This is a genomic window from Actinoallomurus sp. NBC_01490 (genome assembly GCF_036227085.1).
In the GTDB taxonomy this organism is placed as follows: domain Bacteria; phylum Actinomycetota; class Actinomycetes; order Streptosporangiales; family Streptosporangiaceae; genus Actinoallomurus; species Actinoallomurus oryzae.
On sequence record NZ_CP109433.1, the window covers coordinates 3847070 to 3863719 of the forward strand.

The 16650-nt window shown below is 70.4% G+C and carries 20 protein-coding genes; 10 read left to right on the plus strand and 10 right to left on the minus strand.

What is annotated here, in order from left to right; all coding sequences use genetic code 11:
* Positions 1-33: 33 nt before the first annotated feature.
* Positions 34-951 (minus strand): SDR family oxidoreductase, encoded by a 918-nt coding sequence (locus OG417_RS18450; RefSeq protein ID WP_329257247.1) that lies wholly within the window; start codon positions 949-951, stop codon positions 34-36.
* A 165-nt stretch (positions 952-1116) separates the two neighbouring features.
* On the opposite strand from OG417_RS18450, the gene OG417_RS18455 reads away from it, so the two are divergent.
* The 3 genes from OG417_RS18455 to OG417_RS18465 all read left to right on the plus strand — a co-directional run bounded on the left by OG417_RS18455 (position 1117) and on the right by OG417_RS18465 (position 3274).
* Entirely contained in the window at positions 1117-1725 is a 609-nt protein-coding gene (locus tag OG417_RS18455; RefSeq protein ID WP_329257250.1) for a TetR/AcrR family transcriptional regulator, read from the plus strand.
* 20 nt (positions 1726-1745) lie between these two features.
* On the plus strand, positions 1746-2372 hold the full coding sequence (locus tag OG417_RS18460) for a hypothetical protein (RefSeq protein ID WP_329257253.1): 627 nt from the start codon (positions 1746-1748) through the stop codon (positions 2370-2372).
* Positions 2373-2560: 188 nt separating this feature from the next.
* Positions 2561-3274: a hypothetical protein gene (locus OG417_RS18465; protein WP_329257256.1), complete on the plus strand. Its 714-nt coding sequence runs from the start codon at positions 2561-2563 to the stop codon at positions 3272-3274.
* Between the two features lie 6 nt (positions 3275-3280).
* Here the strand turns inward: OG417_RS18465 and OG417_RS18470 are convergent, their stop codons facing one another.
* Together OG417_RS18470 and OG417_RS18475 are read right to left on the minus strand one after the other, a co-directional pair.
* Positions 3281-3826: a GNAT family N-acetyltransferase gene (locus OG417_RS18470; protein WP_329257259.1), complete on the minus strand. Its 546-nt coding sequence runs from the start codon at positions 3824-3826 to the stop codon at positions 3281-3283.
* 41 nt (positions 3827-3867) lie between these two features.
* Positions 3868-4800 carry a MerR family transcriptional regulator gene (locus tag OG417_RS18475; RefSeq protein WP_329257263.1) on the minus strand — a complete coding sequence of 311 codons (933 nt, stop codon included), beginning with the start codon at positions 4798-4800 and terminating at the stop codon, positions 3868-3870.
* A 42-nt stretch (positions 4801-4842) separates the two neighbouring features.
* Between OG417_RS18475 and OG417_RS18480 the strand changes: the two genes are divergently transcribed.
* The 3 genes from OG417_RS18480 to OG417_RS18490 all read left to right on the plus strand — a co-directional run bounded on the left by OG417_RS18480 (position 4843) and on the right by OG417_RS18490 (position 7753).
* Positions 4843-5523, plus strand: a complete 681-nt coding sequence (locus OG417_RS18480; RefSeq protein ID WP_329257266.1) for a Fic family protein — start codon at positions 4843-4845, stop codon at positions 5521-5523.
* A gap of 68 nt (positions 5524-5591) precedes the next feature.
* Entirely contained in the window at positions 5592-6029 is a 438-nt protein-coding gene (locus tag OG417_RS18485) for a MarR family winged helix-turn-helix transcriptional regulator (protein WP_329257268.1), read from the plus strand.
* The gene (locus OG417_RS18490; RefSeq protein ID WP_329257270.1) at positions 6029-7753 is read left to right on the plus strand and encodes an MFS transporter; all 1725 of its coding nucleotides are present in this window, start codon (positions 6029-6031) and stop codon (positions 7751-7753) included. The genes OG417_RS18485 and OG417_RS18490 overlap by 1 nt, the downstream gene beginning before the upstream one ends.
* A 6-nt stretch (positions 7754-7759) precedes the next feature.
* Here OG417_RS18490 and OG417_RS18495 read toward each other — a convergent pair whose 3' ends face one another.
* Complete coding sequence (locus tag OG417_RS18495; RefSeq protein WP_329257272.1) at positions 7760-8386, minus strand: TetR/AcrR family transcriptional regulator; 627 nt, start codon at positions 8384-8386, stop codon at positions 7760-7762.
* Positions 8387-8516: 130 nt separating this feature from the next.
* On the opposite strand from OG417_RS18495, the gene OG417_RS18500 reads away from it, so the two are divergent.
* A complete protein-coding gene (locus tag OG417_RS18500) occupies positions 8517-9968 on the plus strand; it encodes an amidase (protein ID WP_329257275.1) in 1452 nt (483 codons plus the stop codon).
* On the opposite strand, the gene OG417_RS18505 is transcribed toward OG417_RS18500, so the two are convergent.
* Positions 9953-11014 carry an epoxide hydrolase family protein gene (locus tag OG417_RS18505; protein WP_329257277.1) on the minus strand — a complete coding sequence of 354 codons (1062 nt, stop codon included), beginning with the start codon at positions 11012-11014 and terminating at the stop codon, positions 9953-9955. The genes OG417_RS18500 and OG417_RS18505 overlap by 16 nt on opposite strands.
* 38 nt (positions 11015-11052) lie before the next feature.
* On the opposite strand from OG417_RS18505, the gene OG417_RS18510 reads away from it, so the two are divergent.
* Positions 11053-11613: a TetR/AcrR family transcriptional regulator gene (locus OG417_RS18510; protein WP_329257280.1), complete on the plus strand. Its 561-nt coding sequence runs from the start codon at positions 11053-11055 to the stop codon at positions 11611-11613.
* A 15-nt stretch (positions 11614-11628) separates the two neighbouring features.
* Here OG417_RS18510 and OG417_RS18515 read toward each other — a convergent pair whose 3' ends face one another.
* Both OG417_RS18515 and OG417_RS18520 read right to left on the minus strand, forming a co-directional pair.
* The gene (locus tag OG417_RS18515; protein WP_329257283.1) at positions 11629-12348 is read right to left on the minus strand and encodes a DJ-1/PfpI family protein; all 720 of its coding nucleotides are present in this window, start codon (positions 12346-12348) and stop codon (positions 11629-11631) included.
* A complete protein-coding gene (locus OG417_RS18520) occupies positions 12348-13283 on the minus strand; it encodes a GlxA family transcriptional regulator (RefSeq protein ID WP_442875752.1) in 936 nt (311 codons plus the stop codon). Before OG417_RS18520 ends, OG417_RS18515 begins: the two co-directional genes overlap by 1 nt.
* A gap of 168 nt (positions 13284-13451) precedes the next feature.
* Here OG417_RS18520 and OG417_RS18525 point away from each other — a divergent pair, with 168 nt between their 5' ends.
* The gene (locus tag OG417_RS18525) at positions 13452-14303 is read left to right on the plus strand and encodes an SAM-dependent methyltransferase (RefSeq protein ID WP_329262378.1); all 852 of its coding nucleotides are present in this window, start codon (positions 13452-13454) and stop codon (positions 14301-14303) included.
* Between the two features lie 217 nt (positions 14304-14520).
* Here OG417_RS18525 and OG417_RS18530 read toward each other — a convergent pair whose 3' ends face one another.
* From OG417_RS18530 to OG417_RS18540, 3 genes are read right to left on the minus strand one after another with little or no spacing between them, the layout of a single operon-like run.
* Positions 14521-14673 carry a DUF397 domain-containing protein gene (locus tag OG417_RS18530; RefSeq protein WP_329257290.1) on the minus strand — a complete coding sequence of 51 codons (153 nt, stop codon included), beginning with the start codon at positions 14671-14673 and terminating at the stop codon, positions 14521-14523.
* A gap of 35 nt (positions 14674-14708) precedes the next feature.
* A complete protein-coding gene (locus OG417_RS18535; protein ID WP_329257293.1) occupies positions 14709-14861 on the minus strand; it encodes a DUF397 domain-containing protein in 153 nt (50 codons plus the stop codon).
* The gene (locus OG417_RS18540) at positions 14858-15673 is read right to left on the minus strand and encodes a helix-turn-helix domain-containing protein (RefSeq protein ID WP_329257296.1); all 816 of its coding nucleotides are present in this window, start codon (positions 15671-15673) and stop codon (positions 14858-14860) included. Before OG417_RS18540 ends, OG417_RS18535 begins: the two co-directional genes overlap by 4 nt.
* Positions 15674-15814: 141 nt before the next feature.
* Between OG417_RS18540 and OG417_RS18545 the strand changes: the two genes are divergently transcribed.
* Positions 15815-16273 carry an ATP-binding protein gene (locus OG417_RS18545; RefSeq protein ID WP_329257299.1) on the plus strand — a complete coding sequence of 153 codons (459 nt, stop codon included), beginning with the start codon at positions 15815-15817 and terminating at the stop codon, positions 16271-16273.
* Positions 16274-16650 lie beyond the last annotated feature (377 nt).

The following is a 16650-nucleotide window of genomic DNA, read 5'->3' on the forward strand; positions in this document are numbered from 1 at the left end:
GGTGACGAGGGGACGGCCCCGGCGTAGCCCTGATCAGGGCGTGGGCGCGGGCTGGGCGAAGTAGTCGCCGTTCTGCAGGTCTTCCAGCAGGGTCGGGTGGGTCGGCGACCACCCGAGCAGCGTCCGGGTGTGGGTGCTGGAGACGGGGATGTCGGCGCCGTACACGGTGGCCATGAACGGGCTGTCGAAGTGCGCGGCGGCCTCCTCGGGAGTCAGGGACACGGTGGGCACGCCGAGGATCTCGCCGATCTTTCCGGCGATGCTCTTGAAGGCGACCGCGGCCTCGCCGGTGCCGTGCAGCACGCTGCCCGCCGGCGCCTTCTCCAGCGCGAGGCGGAAGAGGCCGGCCGCGTCGACGCGGTGGACCGCGGGCCAGCGGTTGGCGCCGTCGCCGATGAACGCGGAGACGCCCGTCTTCCGGGCGGTCGCGATCAGCATCGGGATGAATCCGTAGTCGCGGGGGCCGTGAACCGTGGGCGCGAGCCGGACCACGCAGGCCCTCACTCCCCGCCCGGCGAACCCGAGGCACGCCTGCTCGCCCGGGATCCGGAAGGCGGCGAACGAGTCCGGGTCGGGCGGGTCCTGCTCGGTGCTCACCCGCCCGGCGGGCATGACCAGGGTGCCCGACGTGCTGATGAACGGCTTGCCGGACCCGACCAGGGCCTCGCCGAGCGCGTTGATCGCCGTACGATCGCGTCTGACCAGGTCCTCGGGGTCGGCGAAGTCGCCGCCGAAGGCCATGTGCAGGACGCCCTCGGCCTGGGCCGCGCCGGTCCGCAGGCTCTCGAGGTCTTCCAGTGAGCCACGGTGCGGCCGGGCCCCGAGCGCCTCCAGCCGGGACGCGGCGGTGTCGGAGCGAGCCAGGCCGGTGACCGTGTGACCCGCCGCGATGAGCTCGGAGACGACGGTGGGACCGGTGAGCCCGGAACCGCCGGTGACGAAGACATGCATGACGCTCTCCCTGAGCGGATGATGACAGAGGATAACGACAGAGACTGTCGCTACCTCGGAACGCTACCACGTAACGTCAGAGTCTGTCGCTACGTGCTCTGGGGCCGGCGCGCCCTGGGACGGTCGTAATGACAGCCTCTGTCGATACCGGCCTATACTGGGGAGATGCCGCGCGATGGAGGGCCGGCGCGCCTGCGCCTTCAGCAAGCAGCCCTCGACCTGTACGCCGAACGCGGCTTCGACCGGGTCACGACGGCCGAGATCGCCGCGCGGGCCGGCGTCACCGAGCGCACCTTCTACCGGCATTTCGCCGACAAGCGCGAAGTCCTCTTCGACGGTGAGAAGACCGTGCGCGACGCCCTGGTCGCCGGAGTGGCCGGCGCCCCCGACTCCCTGGCTCCGCTGCCGGCCCTGCTGTGGTCCCTCCGTACGGTGGTGCCCCTGCTGGAGGGCAACCGCCCGTTCTCCGTGCCGAGGCATCGCATCATCGCCGCGACGCCGGCGCTCCGCGAGCGAGAACAGGCGAAGAACGCCGGCATGACCGAGGCCCTGGCGAGCGCGTTGCGCGACCGGGGCGCGTCCGAATCCACCGCCTCACTGGTGGCCCACGTCGGCATGGCCGCCTTCACCCACGCCGCCGCCGTCTGGTTCCTGGACCCTGATCGCGACCTCGACGGGCTCCTCTGCGACGTCTTCGGCGAACTCCACCCCCTCACCGCGCCCCTGGCCGCCGCCGGCGCACCTGAGATTCCCGCGAAGGCCGCGTCGAGTTAGCTTTCGGATAGGGTCCGGTGGTGACCGATCGCTGGCTCGAAATCGACTGGAAAGCGAATCTCCCCGACAAGCACGCGATCGCGCGTTCCAGGGAACGCCTGAGATTCGAACAGGTCTTGCTCGAACATTCCGCGATCGATGCGATGCTCGCCGAGTTGCGACGGCTGTTCGCGAACGGCGGCGCGCTCTTCGCATCGTTCCGGGCGGTCGACGACGACGAGGTGGCCCAGTGGTTCGCCAGCCATAACCGCCTGGAAGAGTACGGGTTCTTCGAGCACTTCCTGACCTCCGAGGCGGTCCGGACCGCGCTGCCGGAGCTGGGGGCGCCGCATCGGCTGGACAAGAAGTCCCTGGGTTGCGAATGGCTGCCCGGAAACTCTTTCGCCCTGGACGGGATCCTGGCGGCACTGCTGTACGCCGGCGGCTGCTACGAGAAGTTTCACGGCTCACCCGTCGAGGCCAAGCGCATGGCCGGTGATTTCGTCCACGCCATCATCGAGGACCGCTACGACGAATTCCTGATCCATCACACGGAGCGAGCCTGGGCCGGCTTCTTCGACCGATACATTCCCGCGAACAACACCTTCGTCATCGTCGACAAAAGGAACGCGCGGATCACCCTCCTCTGCCTCGCCGACGAGGATTAGGAGCGCGCGAGCCCGCCGCCCGGTTCAGCCGTCGCAGACCATGCTCGCCCGGGGAATGCCCCACGGCCACCTCAATGTGCCTCCCGTCGGCGAGCTTCCCGAGATCCGCCGTTCCATCGACTTCCTCGCGGCCGCTCTGCGCTGAAAACCCTCCGCGTGGACGGTCGCCGGCGTGTCATGCTCGCGGCATGGACCACCGGCTGACCCCGCGGACGCTCACCTGGGACGAGGTCGACCCGGGACGCCACCCGTTCGACGCCGCCTCGGCGCATGAGGTCGTACGGGGACTCGCGCCCGCGTCGGCGGTGCCGGCACGCCCCGCGGGCCAGGCCGGACAGCGGCACGTCATCGCCTGGTCGCACGAGGTCGGCGCGGCGTGGGCGGACTCGATGACACGTGCGCTGATCGAGCGGTACGGGCGGTGGGCGGCCGGATGGCGCTGGGCCGTGGACGAGGGCGACTTCGGCGGAGGCCCCGTCCAGACCTGGTGTTGCCCGAACGACTCGATCACCGGTGCCGACGAGACCGTGGCCTGCGTGGCGGACTCGCTGGTCGAGTGGCGCGGGTGGTTGGACGACCTCGCGGAACGGTTCGAGCGCTTCCCGCTGGGCGACCCCGTCGACAGGGACGAAGTGTGGGAGCGCGCCGCCGTGCACCTGGTCCACCACGTGGTGGACCGTACGGGCGCGGGCGACGCCTGGTACGGGCACTGCGCGCAGGTGCTGACCTGGTTCCTGGCCCGGTGGGGTGTCGCGGACGGCGTGGCCGGGCACCTGGTCGACCAGGCCATCGGCGGCCGGTTCGAGAGCTGGGTCGGGCCCGCCGAGACCCTGGTGACCGACGTCGCCGAGCGGTTCGCCCGCGCCGCCGAGGACGCGGTCGCCGCGCCGGACCGCGACTGACGGGCGTCAGGCGTCCCCGCGCCGTACGTGCAGATGACCCTCGCGGGGAAAGCCGGGCGGCAGCGGGGGCAGGGTTCGGTCGAAGTCGTACCCGCTCTTCTCAGCCACGCGGCACGAGGCCGCGTTGTCCACCTGGTGCAGGAGTTCGAGACGCTCCAGGCCGCCGGTCCCGAAGGCGTCGAAGGCCCAGCTCGTGAGAGCCTCCAGAGCGCGGGGAGCCACGCCACGGCCGCGCGCGTACGCCGCGGTCCAGTAGCCCACCTCGGCCGACGGTTCGCCGGGAGTCACGTCCTTGAGGACGACGTTGCCGACCAGCGATGCGCCGGCTGAGGGGTCGAGGACGGCGAAGCCGAACCGTTCTCCCGCCGCCCATTTCCGCTCTTGAGCCTGTACCCATCGCATCGCGTCGGCGTGGTCCTCCACGGCAGAGCCCGTCCAGCGGCGGAGCACGGGATCCCGATGCGCCTCGACCAGTGAGGGCACGTCCTCTGTGCGCCACGGACGAAGAATGAGAGCGGGCGCGGCCGTACGCAGGATGACGGTGTCGCTCACCGGCCGATCGTACGCGGCGGCGTTCCGCCCCGACGCCTCCACTACCGTTCGATCCTTACGCGCACGGCCTGGGCGGACCAGCCGAACGCCGGGGCCACACTCTCCGGGGCGGGCCAGCCGTTGATCACGGCGAGCGACCGGAGGTACCGATCCCGGCGAGGGTCGGTCACGCTCTCCAGCCGGGCCAGCAGCCGGCGGCGAAGCTCGGCGTCGTCGGGCCGGTCGAGGAGGTTCGCGTAGTGGTCCGTCAGTGCCGCGACGATCGGATCGGCGCGGCGCGAGGCCGGGGCGATGCCGGCCGCCAGGGCGGGAACGGCCTGGTCCTGGACGACCGCGGCGAGGTCGCGGCGCGGTCCCGTGATCGATGCCCGTTCGGCCGCCTGGTCCTCCGCCATCCGCCGCATGCCGGCGCGGAAGTCCGGGTCCAGTGCGAGCTCGGCCCACTCGACCCAGGCCCGGACCTGCTCGGCCTCGGGGTCGCCGGGCAGCTCCGGGGTCATCGAGCGCATGATCCCCGCGAACGTGGAGCCGACGCCGAGACCGCCGAAGACGGCGTCGAGGAAGTCTCCGATGAGATGCCGGCGTTCGTCCTCGGACAGCCGGGCCAGCTGGTGCATAAGATCGGTCTCCTCATCGGTGAGTCCGCGTTCGGCCACCGCCGTCAGCACCGCGTGCCGCAGGCGCAGGGCGCAGATCTGCGCCGCCAGGGCTTCGGCGTGCGTCGCGGCGGCCTCGGGAAGGGAGAGCTCCCGGTCGACAACCTTGCGGATCATGGGGAGGTCCAGTCCCAGGCTCCGCAGGGTCCGTACGAGGTTCAGGCGCGCGACGGCATCGATGCTGTAGAGGCGGTAGCCGGCCGGGCTGCGGTCCGTCGGCGCCACGATTCCGCGATCGGAGTAGAACCGGATGGTCTTGACCGTGAGACCGGTCCGCCGGGCCAGCTCGCCGATCGGGTACAGAGTGTCGCCGTCCATGCCCTTCAGCCTGGCATCTCCCCTTACGGGAGACTCAAGCCGGTGCGTCTGCCGGGCCGGGCCGTGACCGGCGACCACCTGCGCAGCTGGTGCGAGATCCGCGAGCGCGTGGCCTGGCGGGAGGTCCGCCACAGATCCGGCGGGCCGGACGGCTCGGTACACGGGCGCCGGGACGGGATCGTCCATCGGATCGCCACGGTCGAGAACGCGCGCGACCCGCTACGGGCGCGACGGCTGCTGGTCGCGTACGAGCGGGTGCGGGCAGACGCCGCCGCGGGCAGGACTCTTGACTTCGGGCTGCTGGCGGATTGGCAGCGGACCGTCCTGGGCGTGCCTCGCGCGCCGTTCCGCAGCGGCGTGGCCTTCGCCAAGGGCGGCCGGGAGCGCTACGGGCTCGACGAGGACACACCCGAGCGGTTCGCGGCGTGCCTGGCCGACAGCCGGGAGGACGGGGTGCCGGTCGCGTCGCGTGCCGCCCGTGCCTACCTCGACGTCTGCTTCTTCCATCCGTTCTCCGACGGCAACGCGCGTGCGGCACTGCTGACCCTCGCCTTCGTCCTGGCCGAGGAAGAGATCGTGCTCGACCAGGTCGGACCGCTCGTACAGCTCCGGCGGCACGCCGACGACCTCGACGGCGCCAGGGGAACGGCCGAGCTGGTCGGCACGCTCATCGACGGCACCCGGCGCCGCCGCGACGGAACGTCCCACGCCGCCGGCGGATGACCCCTCGGCGAAGCCCTTCCGCGCCGGCACATTGATAAGGCCAGTCTTATCAGGCTAGCCTTACGGACATGACGGATGATCTGGGCGCGGAGGACGTCGCCGCGGCGCTGCTCGTCAGCATGAGCCTGTTCCGCAGACGGATGCGGCAGGTGCCGGTTCAGGAGGAGCTCACCCTTCCCGAGACGGCCGCGCTCTCGCGGCTCGACCGTTCCGGGCCGACCACGGCGAGTGCGATGGCCCGCGCGGAGCAGATCAGTCCGCAGTCGATGGGTGCCACGCTCGGCGCTCTCGAGTCGCGCGGCCTGGTCGACCGGCGGCCCGATCCCGAGGACGGCAGGCGCGTCGTGCTGTCGGTGACCGAGGCGGGCCGGGCGCTGCTGCGCGACAAGCGCACCGCGCGGATCCAGCAGATCGCCCAGGTCCTGGCCGCCGAGTTCACCCCAGAAGAGCTGCGTCGGCTCATGGCGGCGGTGCCGCTGATCGAGCGCCTCGCGCAGAGCATCTGATGGCGTCCACCGCGCGGCCGGGCGACCGTGACCGGCTCGACGACCGGGTACGAGACGACGAGCGGGAGCGGCCGGGGGACCGGTACAAATGGGTCGCCCTCGCCAACACCACGGCGGCCGTGTTCATGGCCGTGCTCGACGGGTCGATCGTCCTCATCGCGCTACCGGCGATCTTCCGCGGCATCCACCTGAACCCGCTCGCGCCCGCCAACGTCGGCTACCTGCTCTGGATGATCATGGGCTACCGGCTCGTCCAGGCGGTCTTCGTCGTCCCCGTCGGGCGGCTCGGCGACATGTACGGCCGGGTGAAGATCTACAACGCCGGGTTCCTCGTCTTCACCGTCGCGTCGATCCTGCTGTCGTTCGACCCGTTCCAGGGGCAGCGCGGGGCGATGTGGCTGATCGGCTGGCGGATGCTCCAGGCGATCGGCGGTTCCATGCTCACCGCCAACTCCGCCGCGATCCTCACCGACGCGTTCCCCGCGCGGCAGCGCGGTTTCGCGCTCGGCATCAACCAGGTCGCGGGCCTGGCCGGGCAGTTCGTCGGCCTCGTGGCCGGGGGACTGCTGGCGATCTGGGACTGGCGCGCGGTCTTCTGGGTCAACGTGCCGGTCGGTGTCTTCGGCACCTGGTGGGCGTACCGCCGGCTCCGCGACAACGGCGAGCGCAACCCCGGCCGCATCGACTGGTGGGGCAACATCACGTTCGCCGTCGGGCTGAGCGCGGTGCTCGTCGCCATCACCGAGGGCATCCACCCGTACGGCCATCACTCCATGGGCTGGACGAACCCCACGGTGTACGGCGCGCTGATCGGCGGCGTCCTGCTCCTCGCGGTGTTCGCCGTGGTGGAGACCAAGGTGGCGCAGCCGATGTTCCAGATCGGGCTGCTGCGCATCCGGGCGTTCACCGCGGGCAACGCGGCGAGCTTCGCGACCCGCCTGGCCCAGGGCGGCCTGCAGTTCATGCTGATCATCTGGTTGCAGGGCATCTGGCTGCCGCTGCACGGCTACGACTACAGCGACACGCCCCTGTGGGCCGGGATCTTCCTGCTGCCGCTGACCGGCGGGTTCCTCGTGGCCGGGCCGATCTCGGGGCTGCTGTCGGACCGGTTCGGCGCCCGCGGGTTCGCCACGGCCGGGATGGTGGTGTTCGGCGCCAGCTTCGTCGGGCTGATGCTGCTGCCCGCCGACTTCTCGTACGGGGCGTTCGCCCTGCTCATCGCCGCCAACGGCATCGGTACGGGCATGTTCAGCTCGCCGAACTCCTCGGCCATCATGAGCAGCGTGCCCGCCCGCCAGCGCGGCGCGGCGTCGGGGATGCGCTCGACGTTCCAGAACTCCGGCACGTCACTGTCGATCGGGGTGTTCTTCTCGCTGATGATCGCGGGCCTGGCGGGCAGCCTGCCGCACACGCTGACCGGCGGCCTTCAGCGGTACGGCGTGTCCGCCGGCGTCGCCCACCAGGTCGGCGCGCTTCCGCCGGTGTCGTCGCTGTTCGCCGCGATCCTCGGCGTGAACCCGATCGAGTCGCTGCTCGCGCCCACCGGAGCCCTGCCCACCCTCTCCCCGGCGAACCGCCAGACCCTCACCGGCCGGGAGTTCTTCCCGCACCTGATCGCGGCGCCGTTCCACCACGGCCTCGTCGTGGTCTTCGCCGTGTCGGCGGTGCTCGCGGCCGTCGCCGCCTTCGCCTCGCTCATGCGAGGTGGACGGCCTCGGGACTAGCGCGGGTCAGTCGGAGGTCGCCCGGGATGTGCCGAGGGGAGAGCGGTGCTGATCTACGATCGCCTCGACGATCCTCATTAGTCGATCACCTGCCTGATCGATGCTTCCGTTCTGCGTGCTGACCTGGGCGCCTTCGAGCACGAAGGTGATCTCGGCCGCGGCCTGCTCGGGGTCGGGCAGCCCGGCCTCGGCGCACATGCCGACCAGTCTGCGGGTCTGGCGGGCCTTGTGCTTCTCGATCACTTGCCGTGCGGGATGGGAGCGGTCGGGCAGCTCGGCGATCGAGTTGATGAACGGGCAGCCCCGGTGCGAGATCGCCGGCAGTCCCTCGGCGATGAAGCGGGCCAGGCCCAGGATCTGCTCCCTGGGCCGGCCAGGGTGTTCGGCCTCGACCCGGTCGAAGGCCGCCTGGTAGTCGGCGGCGACGATCCGCAGCCACTCCGCGACCAGCGCGTCCTTGGTTTCGAAGTGCCGGTAGATCGCCATTTTGGTGGTCTCGGCCTTCTCGGCGATCGCCTGGACGCCCACCCGCCGGATCCCCTCGCTTTGGAACAGTTCTTCCGCCGCGTCGAGGATGCGCTCACGGGGCGGCAGTTTCGCCACCCTGCTCGGCCTTCTGGCGGTCGGTGCCATGACTGCTCCGTAGATGTCCAGTCCCATCGTGGGATCCCTCACTCCCCGCTACGATACCAGCCAGTCCCCCATGATACCGTCCGGTATCACAAGAGACCCAGAGGTATCGTTTTTCTGCAGGGGAGTGACAGTGAGAATCGCCGAGTATGCGAGCTTCGACGCGGTCGGGCTCGCGGAACTGGTGGCCGAACGCGAGGTGACCCCGGCCGAACTGGAGGCAGCCGCACGCGAGGCCGCGCAGGCGGTCAATCCGCGGATCAACGCCATCGTGGAGACATGGCCCACCGACGACGACCCCGACCCGGGCAGCACACCGCTGGCCGGGGTTCCTTTCCTGATCAAGGACATCGGAGTCTCCATGGCCGGGAGACGAATGGAGCTGGGCAGCCGTCTCGCGGTGGGCAACGTCGCCGGTGCCGACTCCTTCCTGATGCGGCGCTTCCGTCGCGCCGGCCTCGTGACGTTCGGGCGTACGGCGACACCGGAGCTGGCCTACAGCACCACGACGGAACCAGTGCTGTACGGCGCGACCCGCAACCCGTGGAACCTGGAGCGGAGCGCAGGGGGATCCAGTGGCGGCGCGGGTGCGGCCGTCGCCGCCGGGGTGGTCCCGATCGCACACGCCACCGACGCCGCCGGCTCGCTCCGCATCCCCGCCGCCTACAACGGCCTCTTCGGGTTGAAGCCCACCCGTGGCCGGGTCTCCATGGGTCCGGATGTCGACGAGAGCTTCAACGGCCTGGCCGTGCACGGCAGCGTCAGCCGCACGGTACGCGACAGCGCGGCACTGCTCGACCAGATCCGCGGCCCGGAACCGGGCGACCCCTACTTCGCCCAGGAGCCGTCCCGGCCGTACGCGGAGGAGGTCACCCGCCACCCGGGCTCGCTGCGGATCGGCGTCCTCGCCCAGGCGTGGGGCGGACGCCGCACCACCCCACCGGTCGCCGATGCTCTCTCTCGCACCGTAGGCCTGCTCGAATCCCTCGGCCACCAGGTGGAGGAGGTCAAGGTCGACCTCGGGGTCGACTGGGAGGAGTTCGTCCTGGCCGCCGCCCGTCAGTGGACGGCGAATCTCACGGCCTCGATCGATGAGCTGGCCGCCGCCTTCGACCGGCCCATCGACTCCTCAACCCTCGAGCCGCCCACCCTTGCCGGCTACCACTACGGACAGCGGGTCAGCGGAGCGCAGTTCGTCACCGCTCTCGCCGTCCGGAACCGGATCGCCCGAAGCCTGGCACGGTACTTCGACACTCACGACGTGCTGCTCACCCCGACCCTGCCGGAGCTCCCCGTGCCCTTGGGCACCCATGCCGAGGACGTCGAGGCGCTGGACGGCCTTGGCTGGCTTCGCCGCATCCTCGACCTCGCGCCGTTCACCACGGCGTTCAATGTGGCGGGCACGCCCGCCATGTCCGTGCCGGTGACGGCCGATGCGGAGACGGGGCTCCCGATCGGTATGCAGTTCGCTGCCGGCTACGGGCTCGAAGGCCGCCTCTTCCGCCTCGCCGGACAACTCGAGCAGGCGAGCCCGTGGTCGGGCCGAACCCCCGCGGTGTGGGCAGGGAATCACACGGGCGGCTGAGGAGCACTCGTGGAGAGCCGGACCGCCCGGTGTACGTCGTCGGCGTAGGCCCGGGGCTGTTCCCAGGCCGCGAAGTGGCCGCCGGCACGGTGTTGCACATACTCGCGAACGTTGAGGAACGCCTCGGCGTAGCTTCGCGGCTCCGGCTTGCTGTCGTGCGGGAACACCGAGAGCACGGTCGGCGTGTCGACCCGGCCGGGGAGGGGGACCGGTTCCGCGTAGGTGGCGAAGGAGGTGCCGATCGTGCCGGTGACCCAGTAGGCGGTGACCCAGGTGAGGAGCTCGTCCGTCGTGAAGGCCGAGTCGTCGGACCAGCACTCCAGTTTCTCGACGATCCACGCCGCGAGGCCCGCGGGTGAGTCGCCGAGGGCGACGGCGAGCGTGTTCGGCCGCGTCGACTGCTCCGCGATGTACCCGCCCTCGGTACGGAACCACTGTGCCGCCCGGCCGAGGTAGGCCGCGGCGTCGGGCGCGAGTTTCGCCGGGTCCGCGGTGAGGACGCGCTGCGGGGCGACGTTGGTGAGGTGCAGGGCGGCCACCCGGTCCGGGTGTTCGGCCGCGAGGATCTCCGCGACGGTGCCGCCCACGTCGCCGCCGGACACCGTGTACCTCGGGTAGCCGAGCTCATCGAGAGCGTCCGCGACGATCCCGGCGATCCGGTCGACCGACATGCCGGGCGTGGTGAGCGGGGCCGCGAACGGGAAGCCCGGCAGCGCGGGAACCACCACGTGCAGGTCGGTGAGCAGAGGCAGGACGCGCTCGAACCGCAACACCGAGTCCGGCCAGCCGTGGAGCAGCACGACGACCGGGGCGCCGGGATCCTCGGACCGTTGGTGGATCACACGCAGGTCGGTGTCGCCTGCCCGTACCGTCACCCAGGGGAGTTCGCCGATGCGGCGCTCGTGTACGCCCCAGTCGTACCCGTTCGCCCAGCGCTGGAGTAGTTCGTCGAGGCGGGTGCCGGTGATGCCGCGCGTCTTGTCGTCGGTCCACGGGCTGGTGACACGCCGCGTCCGCCGGAGTCGTTCCCGTACGTCCTCGTTCATGTGTATCAGCGTACACATAGATGTGTACGCTGATACACATGAGTTCGCGCAACGCGGCCGCCACCAGGCAGCGGATCCTGGAGCACGCGCAACGCCGGTTCGCCCAGCACGGGTACGCGGCGACCACGGTCAAAGGCGTGGCCGACGCGGCGGGCGTGTCGCCCAACCTCATCACGCGCTATTTCGGCGGCAAGGACGGCCTCTTCCTGGCGGCGACCCAGGTGGAGATCCCGGTCTCCGACTCGTTCGGCGGCGACCGTTCCGCGCTGGGCTCGCGCCTGGCGGCGAGCATCGTCCAGCGCTGGTTCGGTGCGTCCGGGGAGGATCCGCTGCTGGTGCTGCAACGCGCGTCCGGCGAACGCCCGGAGGCGGCCGAGGCGCTGGCCGCCTTCCTGGACACCAACTCGCTGGAGCCGCTGCACCGCTACCTGCGGGACAGCGGCCTGGACGACGCGAGCGCCCGCAGCCGGGCCGCGGCGATCGACGCCTTCGTGCTCGGCGTCTCGACCCGCCGGCGGGTCCTGCGCTCCGAACTCGGCGACCCCGCTGACCTCCAGGCCTGGCTGAGCGCCACCATCCAACGCCTCGCCGACGGGTGATGCACGACGGCCACTTCAAGAATGCGTGTGGCCGCGGAACGATTCGATGGCCTGGCGCCACGGCGCCTGCGGCACGGCGATCGCGTCCTGGCCGTCGGCGACGGCCTGGAGCAGTTCCGCTCGCGCCTTTTCGCGTACGGTCTCGGCGGCCTTGCTCGGATGACCGGCGTCGAACGGCGGCCGTGGGTCGTACTCGGCCATGAGCTGGATGACCTCGGCGCGCTCGCGGCCGCAGACCTCGCCGGCCAGCCACAACGCCAGATCGATGCCCGCGGACACCCCTGCCGCGGTCGCGATCCTTCCCGACCGTACGATCCGCTGGTCGGGCCGGGGCTCGGCGCCCAACGTGGCCAGCATCGGCTGCACGAGCCAGTGCGTCGTCGCCGGAACCCCCTCCAGGATGCCCGCCGCCGCGAGGATCAGCGCTCCCGAGCAGACCGAGGTCGTCCAGGCGGTCGTCTCGTGCACCCGGCGCAGCCAGCCGGTCAGCTCCTCGTCGGCCATCGCGGTGGCGGTCGCGACCGACGATCCGGGCACCAGCACGATGTCCGGCGCCGGCGTCTCGGCGTACGAATGCGTGACGCCGAGGAACAGTACGCCGCTGTCGGCCACGACCGGCCCGGGCTCCGCGCCGACGAACCGTACCTCCGCGTCGGGCATGAGGTGGAGCACCTCGTACGGGCCGACGGCGTCCAGGGCGGTGATCCCGGGATACAGCACGATGGCGATCTGCATCAACGAACCTCCGGTGAGGGATGGGCGGACTGGAAACGGTCGCGGTAGTCGCTGGGCGCCACGCCGAGCACGCGCAGGAACGCGCGGCGCATGGTCTCGTCGCTGCGGAACCCGCTGCGCTGCGACACACCCTCCACCGGGAGCGCCGAGCGTTCGAGCAGGTCACGGGCGGCCTCGACACGTACGCGCTCCACGAACCTCGCCGGCGTGGTGCCGGTCTGCTCGCCGAACAACCGTCCGAGGTGGCGTTCGGACATGTGCGCGCGCTCGGCGAGACGCGGCACGCTGTGATCGGCGGCGGGGTCGGCGGTGATCGCGTCGAGCACCGGGCGAAGCGGCGAGTCGGCCGTGACCCCGTGGTCCAGGCGCGCGGAGAACTGGGACTGCCCGCCGGGTCGTTGCAGGAAGACCACCAGCCCACGGGCGACGCTCCTCGCCACCTCCGTGCCGTGGTCCGCCTCGACCAGCGCGAGCGCGAGATCGATCCCCGCGGTCACCCCGGCGGAGGTGTACACGTCGCCGTCCCGTACGAAGATCCGGTCGGGCTCGACGGTGATCTCCGGATACCTGCGGGCCAGCTCGCCGCACACCAGCCAGTGCGTGGTGGCCGACCTTCCGGCCAGCAGACCCGCCGCCGCGAGCAGGAACGCGCCACTGCACACCGAGCACACCCGGCGGGCCCGGCGCGCCAGAGACCCGACGGCGTCGAGGAGTTCCGGCGTGGTCGCCGCGTCGAACCCGAACCCGCCCGCCACGATCAGCGTGTCCACCGGATCATCGACGTCGGAGAGCCCGGCGTCCACCTCCAGCCGCAGGCCCGAGTCCGAGCGCACCGACTCGCCGTCCGGCGAGGCCACGAGCAACCGGTAACCACGCCCGCGCAGCCCCACCGTCGCGAGCGCGAACACCTCGGCCGGCCCGACGGCGTCGAGCATCTGGATACCGGGGTAGACGACGAGCAGGACGAGACGATCGGGGCAGGTCACGGACCCAGCGTCGCCGGTCCCGGGGGATGGCGGCAAGGACGACCATCCCTCGGATTCGGACATCGGCTCGATGGGCGGAAGTGACCGTGACTGGTGATCTTCCGCGCCATAATGGCCATGGATATCGGTCTATTCTCGTACGGGGGGATTTTATTGACGCGCGAAGTCAGGTCTCCGGTCGACCCGACAAAGGCCAGCATCGCCCGCGTGTACGACGTGTTCCTCGGCGGTAAGGACAACTTCGAGGTCGACCGCGCGGTCGCCGGGCAGGTCATCGAGCAGATTCCGCAGACCCTACGGTTCGCGCAGGACCACCGCGCCTGGCTGATCCGGGCGGTGCGCTTTCTGACGAAGGCCGGCATCGACCAGTTCCTCGACTGTGGCTCGGGCCTGCCGACCGCGGAGAACACGCACCAGGCGGTGCAGCGCGTCAACCGTGACGCTCGTGTCGTGTACGTCGACATCGATCCGATCGTCGCGTCCCACGGGCGGGCCCTCCTGGAGGAGAACAAGAACACCCGTTTCGTGGTGGGCGACCTCACGCGTCCCCGCGAGCTGCTGAGCGACCCGGCGATCAGCGAGTTCCTGGATCTGGACCGTCCGCTGGGGCTGATCCAGTGCTCGACGATTCACCATGTCGCGGACGAACAGCGCCCGCACGAGATCATGCGGGAGTATGTCGATCTCTTGCCGTCCGGCTCGTACCTGGCTCTGACGCATTGGCACGACCCCGCGGACGGCAGCGAGGGCAGCCGGATCGCCCAGTACATCTCCGAGGTGTTCAACAACAGTTCGATGGGCTCGGGAAGTTTCCGGAGCCGAGCGGAGATCGAGCGATTCTTCACCGGAATGGAACTCGTCGAGCCCGGCCTGACCCTCTTGCGCGACTGGTGGCCCGACGGCCCGAACCTCACACCGCCCGACGGCGTCGACCACATCGTCCTCGCGGGCGTGGCCCGAAAGCCATGACCACCGACCGAGTCCGGGCCGCCGCCTGACAGCGGCCCGACCGCCGCGACGAGGAACTGCCTCAAAGCCCCGCCGCCGGGGACACGCGCCGCCGGGGACACGCCCCGCCCACCCAGGGGGCCGATCCCACTTCCATTGTCCAGGGATCTCCCGCGCCGGGGAAGACGGCGGGACGAGGCTGTGGACAACCCACGGCCCAGCCCCATTGAGACAGGCGCTAATCCTGAGCCGACTCCACCACGGCGACCTCGACACACTCGTCGCCACTCGCTCCGCTGCGGCTGCTCTTCCGCCAGAGGGCGGCGACCTCGACGCAGTTGCCTCCGCTGCCTCCGCTGCGGCTGCTTTTCCGCCAGTCCAGGGAGTTCATAGGCGCTCCAAGGTGGACTCGATCAATTTCCGGGACTAGTCCCGAGTCGACTCGACCACGGCGACTTCGACGCAGTCGCCGCCACTCGCTCCGCTGCGGCTGCTCTTCCGCCAGAGGGCGGCGACTTCGACGCAGTTGCCGCCGCTCGCGTCGCTGCGGCTGCTCTTCCGCCAGTCGAGGGAGTTCATAGGCCCTCCAGGATCGACTCGATCATTTTCCGGGACTCCGCCACGGGGAGGGCGTGCCCCCTGATCAAGTCGTACCTTACTTGGAAATCGGACACACCGGCAGCGTCCTCCACGACCTGGCCACGCCCGGCCGATTCGGTGTAGGCGATGTCAGCCTCGTTCTCAAAGCTCAGAAGCACGAGGTCGCCGCCAAGGCCGACGTGCGAGGCCGCGTCCTGTGGCACCACGTCGATCATGACGTTGGGGCGCTCGGCCAGTTCTAGCAGGTGCTTGAGCTGGCCTCGCATCACGTCCCGGCCGCCGAGCATGCAGCGCAGGGCTCGTTCGTCCACGGTGGCCCACAGACGCGGCGGCTTTTCCCGGGTTAGGATCGCCTGCCGTTCCATACGCGCGTTCACGAATTGATCGACCGTGTCCGGTGGTTGCATGGCCAGTAGAATCGCGCGTGCGTATTCCTCGGTCTGGAGGAGTCCTTGAAGGAGGACGAGACTATAGGTTCGTACCGTCCCCGCCCTGCCCTCCAGGTCGACATATTTGGAGAAACCCGGCGGTAGCGCGGCCAGGCGGCGGGTCTCCATGATCAGTGTCCACAGTCGCACGAAGAGGCCGTTGGTCTTGAAATAGGTATCGCAGTCTTCGGCGAACTGCTTGGAGGGTATGTTCTTACCTCCCTCGATCTGGCCGATGAGCTGGGGAGTGTAGCCGAGCCGCTCGGCCAGCTCCACCTTGGACATCGTGCAGCGCCAGGCCGTTAATTCGGCGGCGAACGCACGGATGGCCGGGACTTCGTACGGCTCGCGTTGGGCGACCATGGGACCTCCGAACGAAACCGGATCTGGCTGGTTTCGTTAATCTAGAAAGGGGGCGATGAATCGGTGTCCTTCGGTTCGTAGCTCAGTGTAATCACTCGTGTGAGTCTGGTCGCCGGATTTCAGAAAATGAAGAGGCGGAAATTGCGAGTGATACCCGAGACCGAAGAGACGGCATGGCCACCCCGAATCGGCGAGAGCCGGATCCACCGATTCCCCCTCCCGCCGCATCCGATCGCGGCCGAACAGGCCCGGCTCCTGACGAAGATGGCGCTCGCCGGGTGGGGACTCGACGAGGCCCTCGACAACGCGCTGATCGTCGTCGCCGAGCTGGCCACCAACGCCACGAAGACCGGCGAGGTGTTCCGTCTCTCGCTGACCCGCCAGGGCGGCACCGTACTGATCGAGTTCTGGGACACGAGCGAGGCCCTGCCCGACCGCCGGCGGCGTTCGATGGACCGGGTGGACGGGCGCGGCCTGCTGCTGGTGGAGGGTTGCTCGAAGGACTGGGGCTGGCGACTGGAGGAACAGGGCGGCAAGACGGTGTGGGCCCTCTGCGACGCCGGCCCAGCGGAGCCCCCACCGCCCAGCCCACGCATGTGACCTTCGGCCCCCGCGCGACCCCGCCCCTGCGTGGCCCCACCCATGCACGGCGGCGCTTCCACGCGCCCGCGCTCCTGCGTGGCCCCGCTTCTGTGCGACTGCGCTCCTGTGTGGCCCCGTTCCCGCGCGACTGCGTTCCCGCGCGACTGCGTTCCCGCGCGACTGCGTTCCCGCGCGACTGCGTTCCCGCAGGACCCCGTTCCCACGCGACCCCGCTCCTGCGTGGCCCTGCTCCTGCGCGACCGCGCTCCTCCGTGGCCCCGCTCCTGTGTGACCGCGCCCCCGCGTGACCCGGCCCGTGCATGACGCCGCCCGTGCATGACCCGGCCCGTGCATGACCCGGCCCCGTGCGTGGCCCCGGCCTCGCGTGGCCCCAT

What these genes read in the sequence shown, in the direction of transcription:
- OG417_RS18505 (WP_329257277.1), bottom strand. Translation starts at nt 11,014, where the DNA reads ATGAACGAGGACGTACGGGAACGACTCCGGCGGACGCGGCGTGTCACC.
- OG417_RS18525 (WP_329262378.1), top strand. Translation starts at nt 13,452, where the DNA reads ATGGATATCGGTCTATTCTCGTACGGGGGGATTTTATTGACGCGCGAA.
- OG417_RS18535 (WP_329257293.1), bottom strand. Translation starts at nt 14,861, where the DNA reads ATGAACTCCCTCGACTGGCGGAAGAGCAGCCGCAGCGACGCGAGCGGC.
- OG417_RS18530 (WP_329257290.1), bottom strand. Translation starts at nt 14,673, where the DNA reads ATGAACTCCCTGGACTGGCGGAAAAGCAGCCGCAGCGGAGGCAGCGGA.
- OG417_RS18465 (WP_329257256.1), top strand. Translation starts at nt 2,561, where the DNA reads ATGGACCACCGGCTGACCCCGCGGACGCTCACCTGGGACGAGGTCGAC.
- OG417_RS18495 (WP_329257272.1), bottom strand. Translation starts at nt 8,386, where the DNA reads ATGGCACCGACCGCCAGAAGGCCGAGCAGGGTGGCGAAACTGCCGCCC.
- OG417_RS18455 (WP_329257250.1), top strand. Translation starts at nt 1,117, where the DNA reads ATGCCGCGCGATGGAGGGCCGGCGCGCCTGCGCCTTCAGCAAGCAGCC.
- OG417_RS18510 (WP_329257280.1), top strand. Translation starts at nt 11,053, where the DNA reads ATGAGTTCGCGCAACGCGGCCGCCACCAGGCAGCGGATCCTGGAGCAC.
- OG417_RS18475 (WP_329257263.1), bottom strand. Translation starts at nt 4,800, where the DNA reads ATGGACGGCGACACTCTGTACCCGATCGGCGAGCTGGCCCGGCGGACC.
- OG417_RS18485 (WP_329257268.1), top strand. Translation starts at nt 5,592, where the DNA reads ATGACGGATGATCTGGGCGCGGAGGACGTCGCCGCGGCGCTGCTCGTC.
- OG417_RS18515 (WP_329257283.1), bottom strand. Translation starts at nt 12,348, where the DNA reads ATGCAGATCGCCATCGTGCTGTATCCCGGGATCACCGCCCTGGACGCC.
- OG417_RS18520 (WP_442875752.1), bottom strand. Translation starts at nt 13,283, where the DNA reads ATGCTCGACGCCGTCGGGCCGGCCGAGGTGTTCGCGCTCGCGACGGTG.
- OG417_RS18450 (WP_329257247.1), bottom strand. Translation starts at nt 951, where the DNA reads ATGCATGTCTTCGTCACCGGCGGTTCCGGGCTCACCGGTCCCACCGTC.
- OG417_RS18490 (WP_329257270.1), top strand. Translation starts at nt 6,029, where the DNA reads ATGGCGTCCACCGCGCGGCCGGGCGACCGTGACCGGCTCGACGACCGG.
- OG417_RS18540 (WP_329257296.1), bottom strand. Translation starts at nt 15,673, where the DNA reads ATGGTCGCCCAACGCGAGCCGTACGAAGTCCCGGCCATCCGTGCGTTC.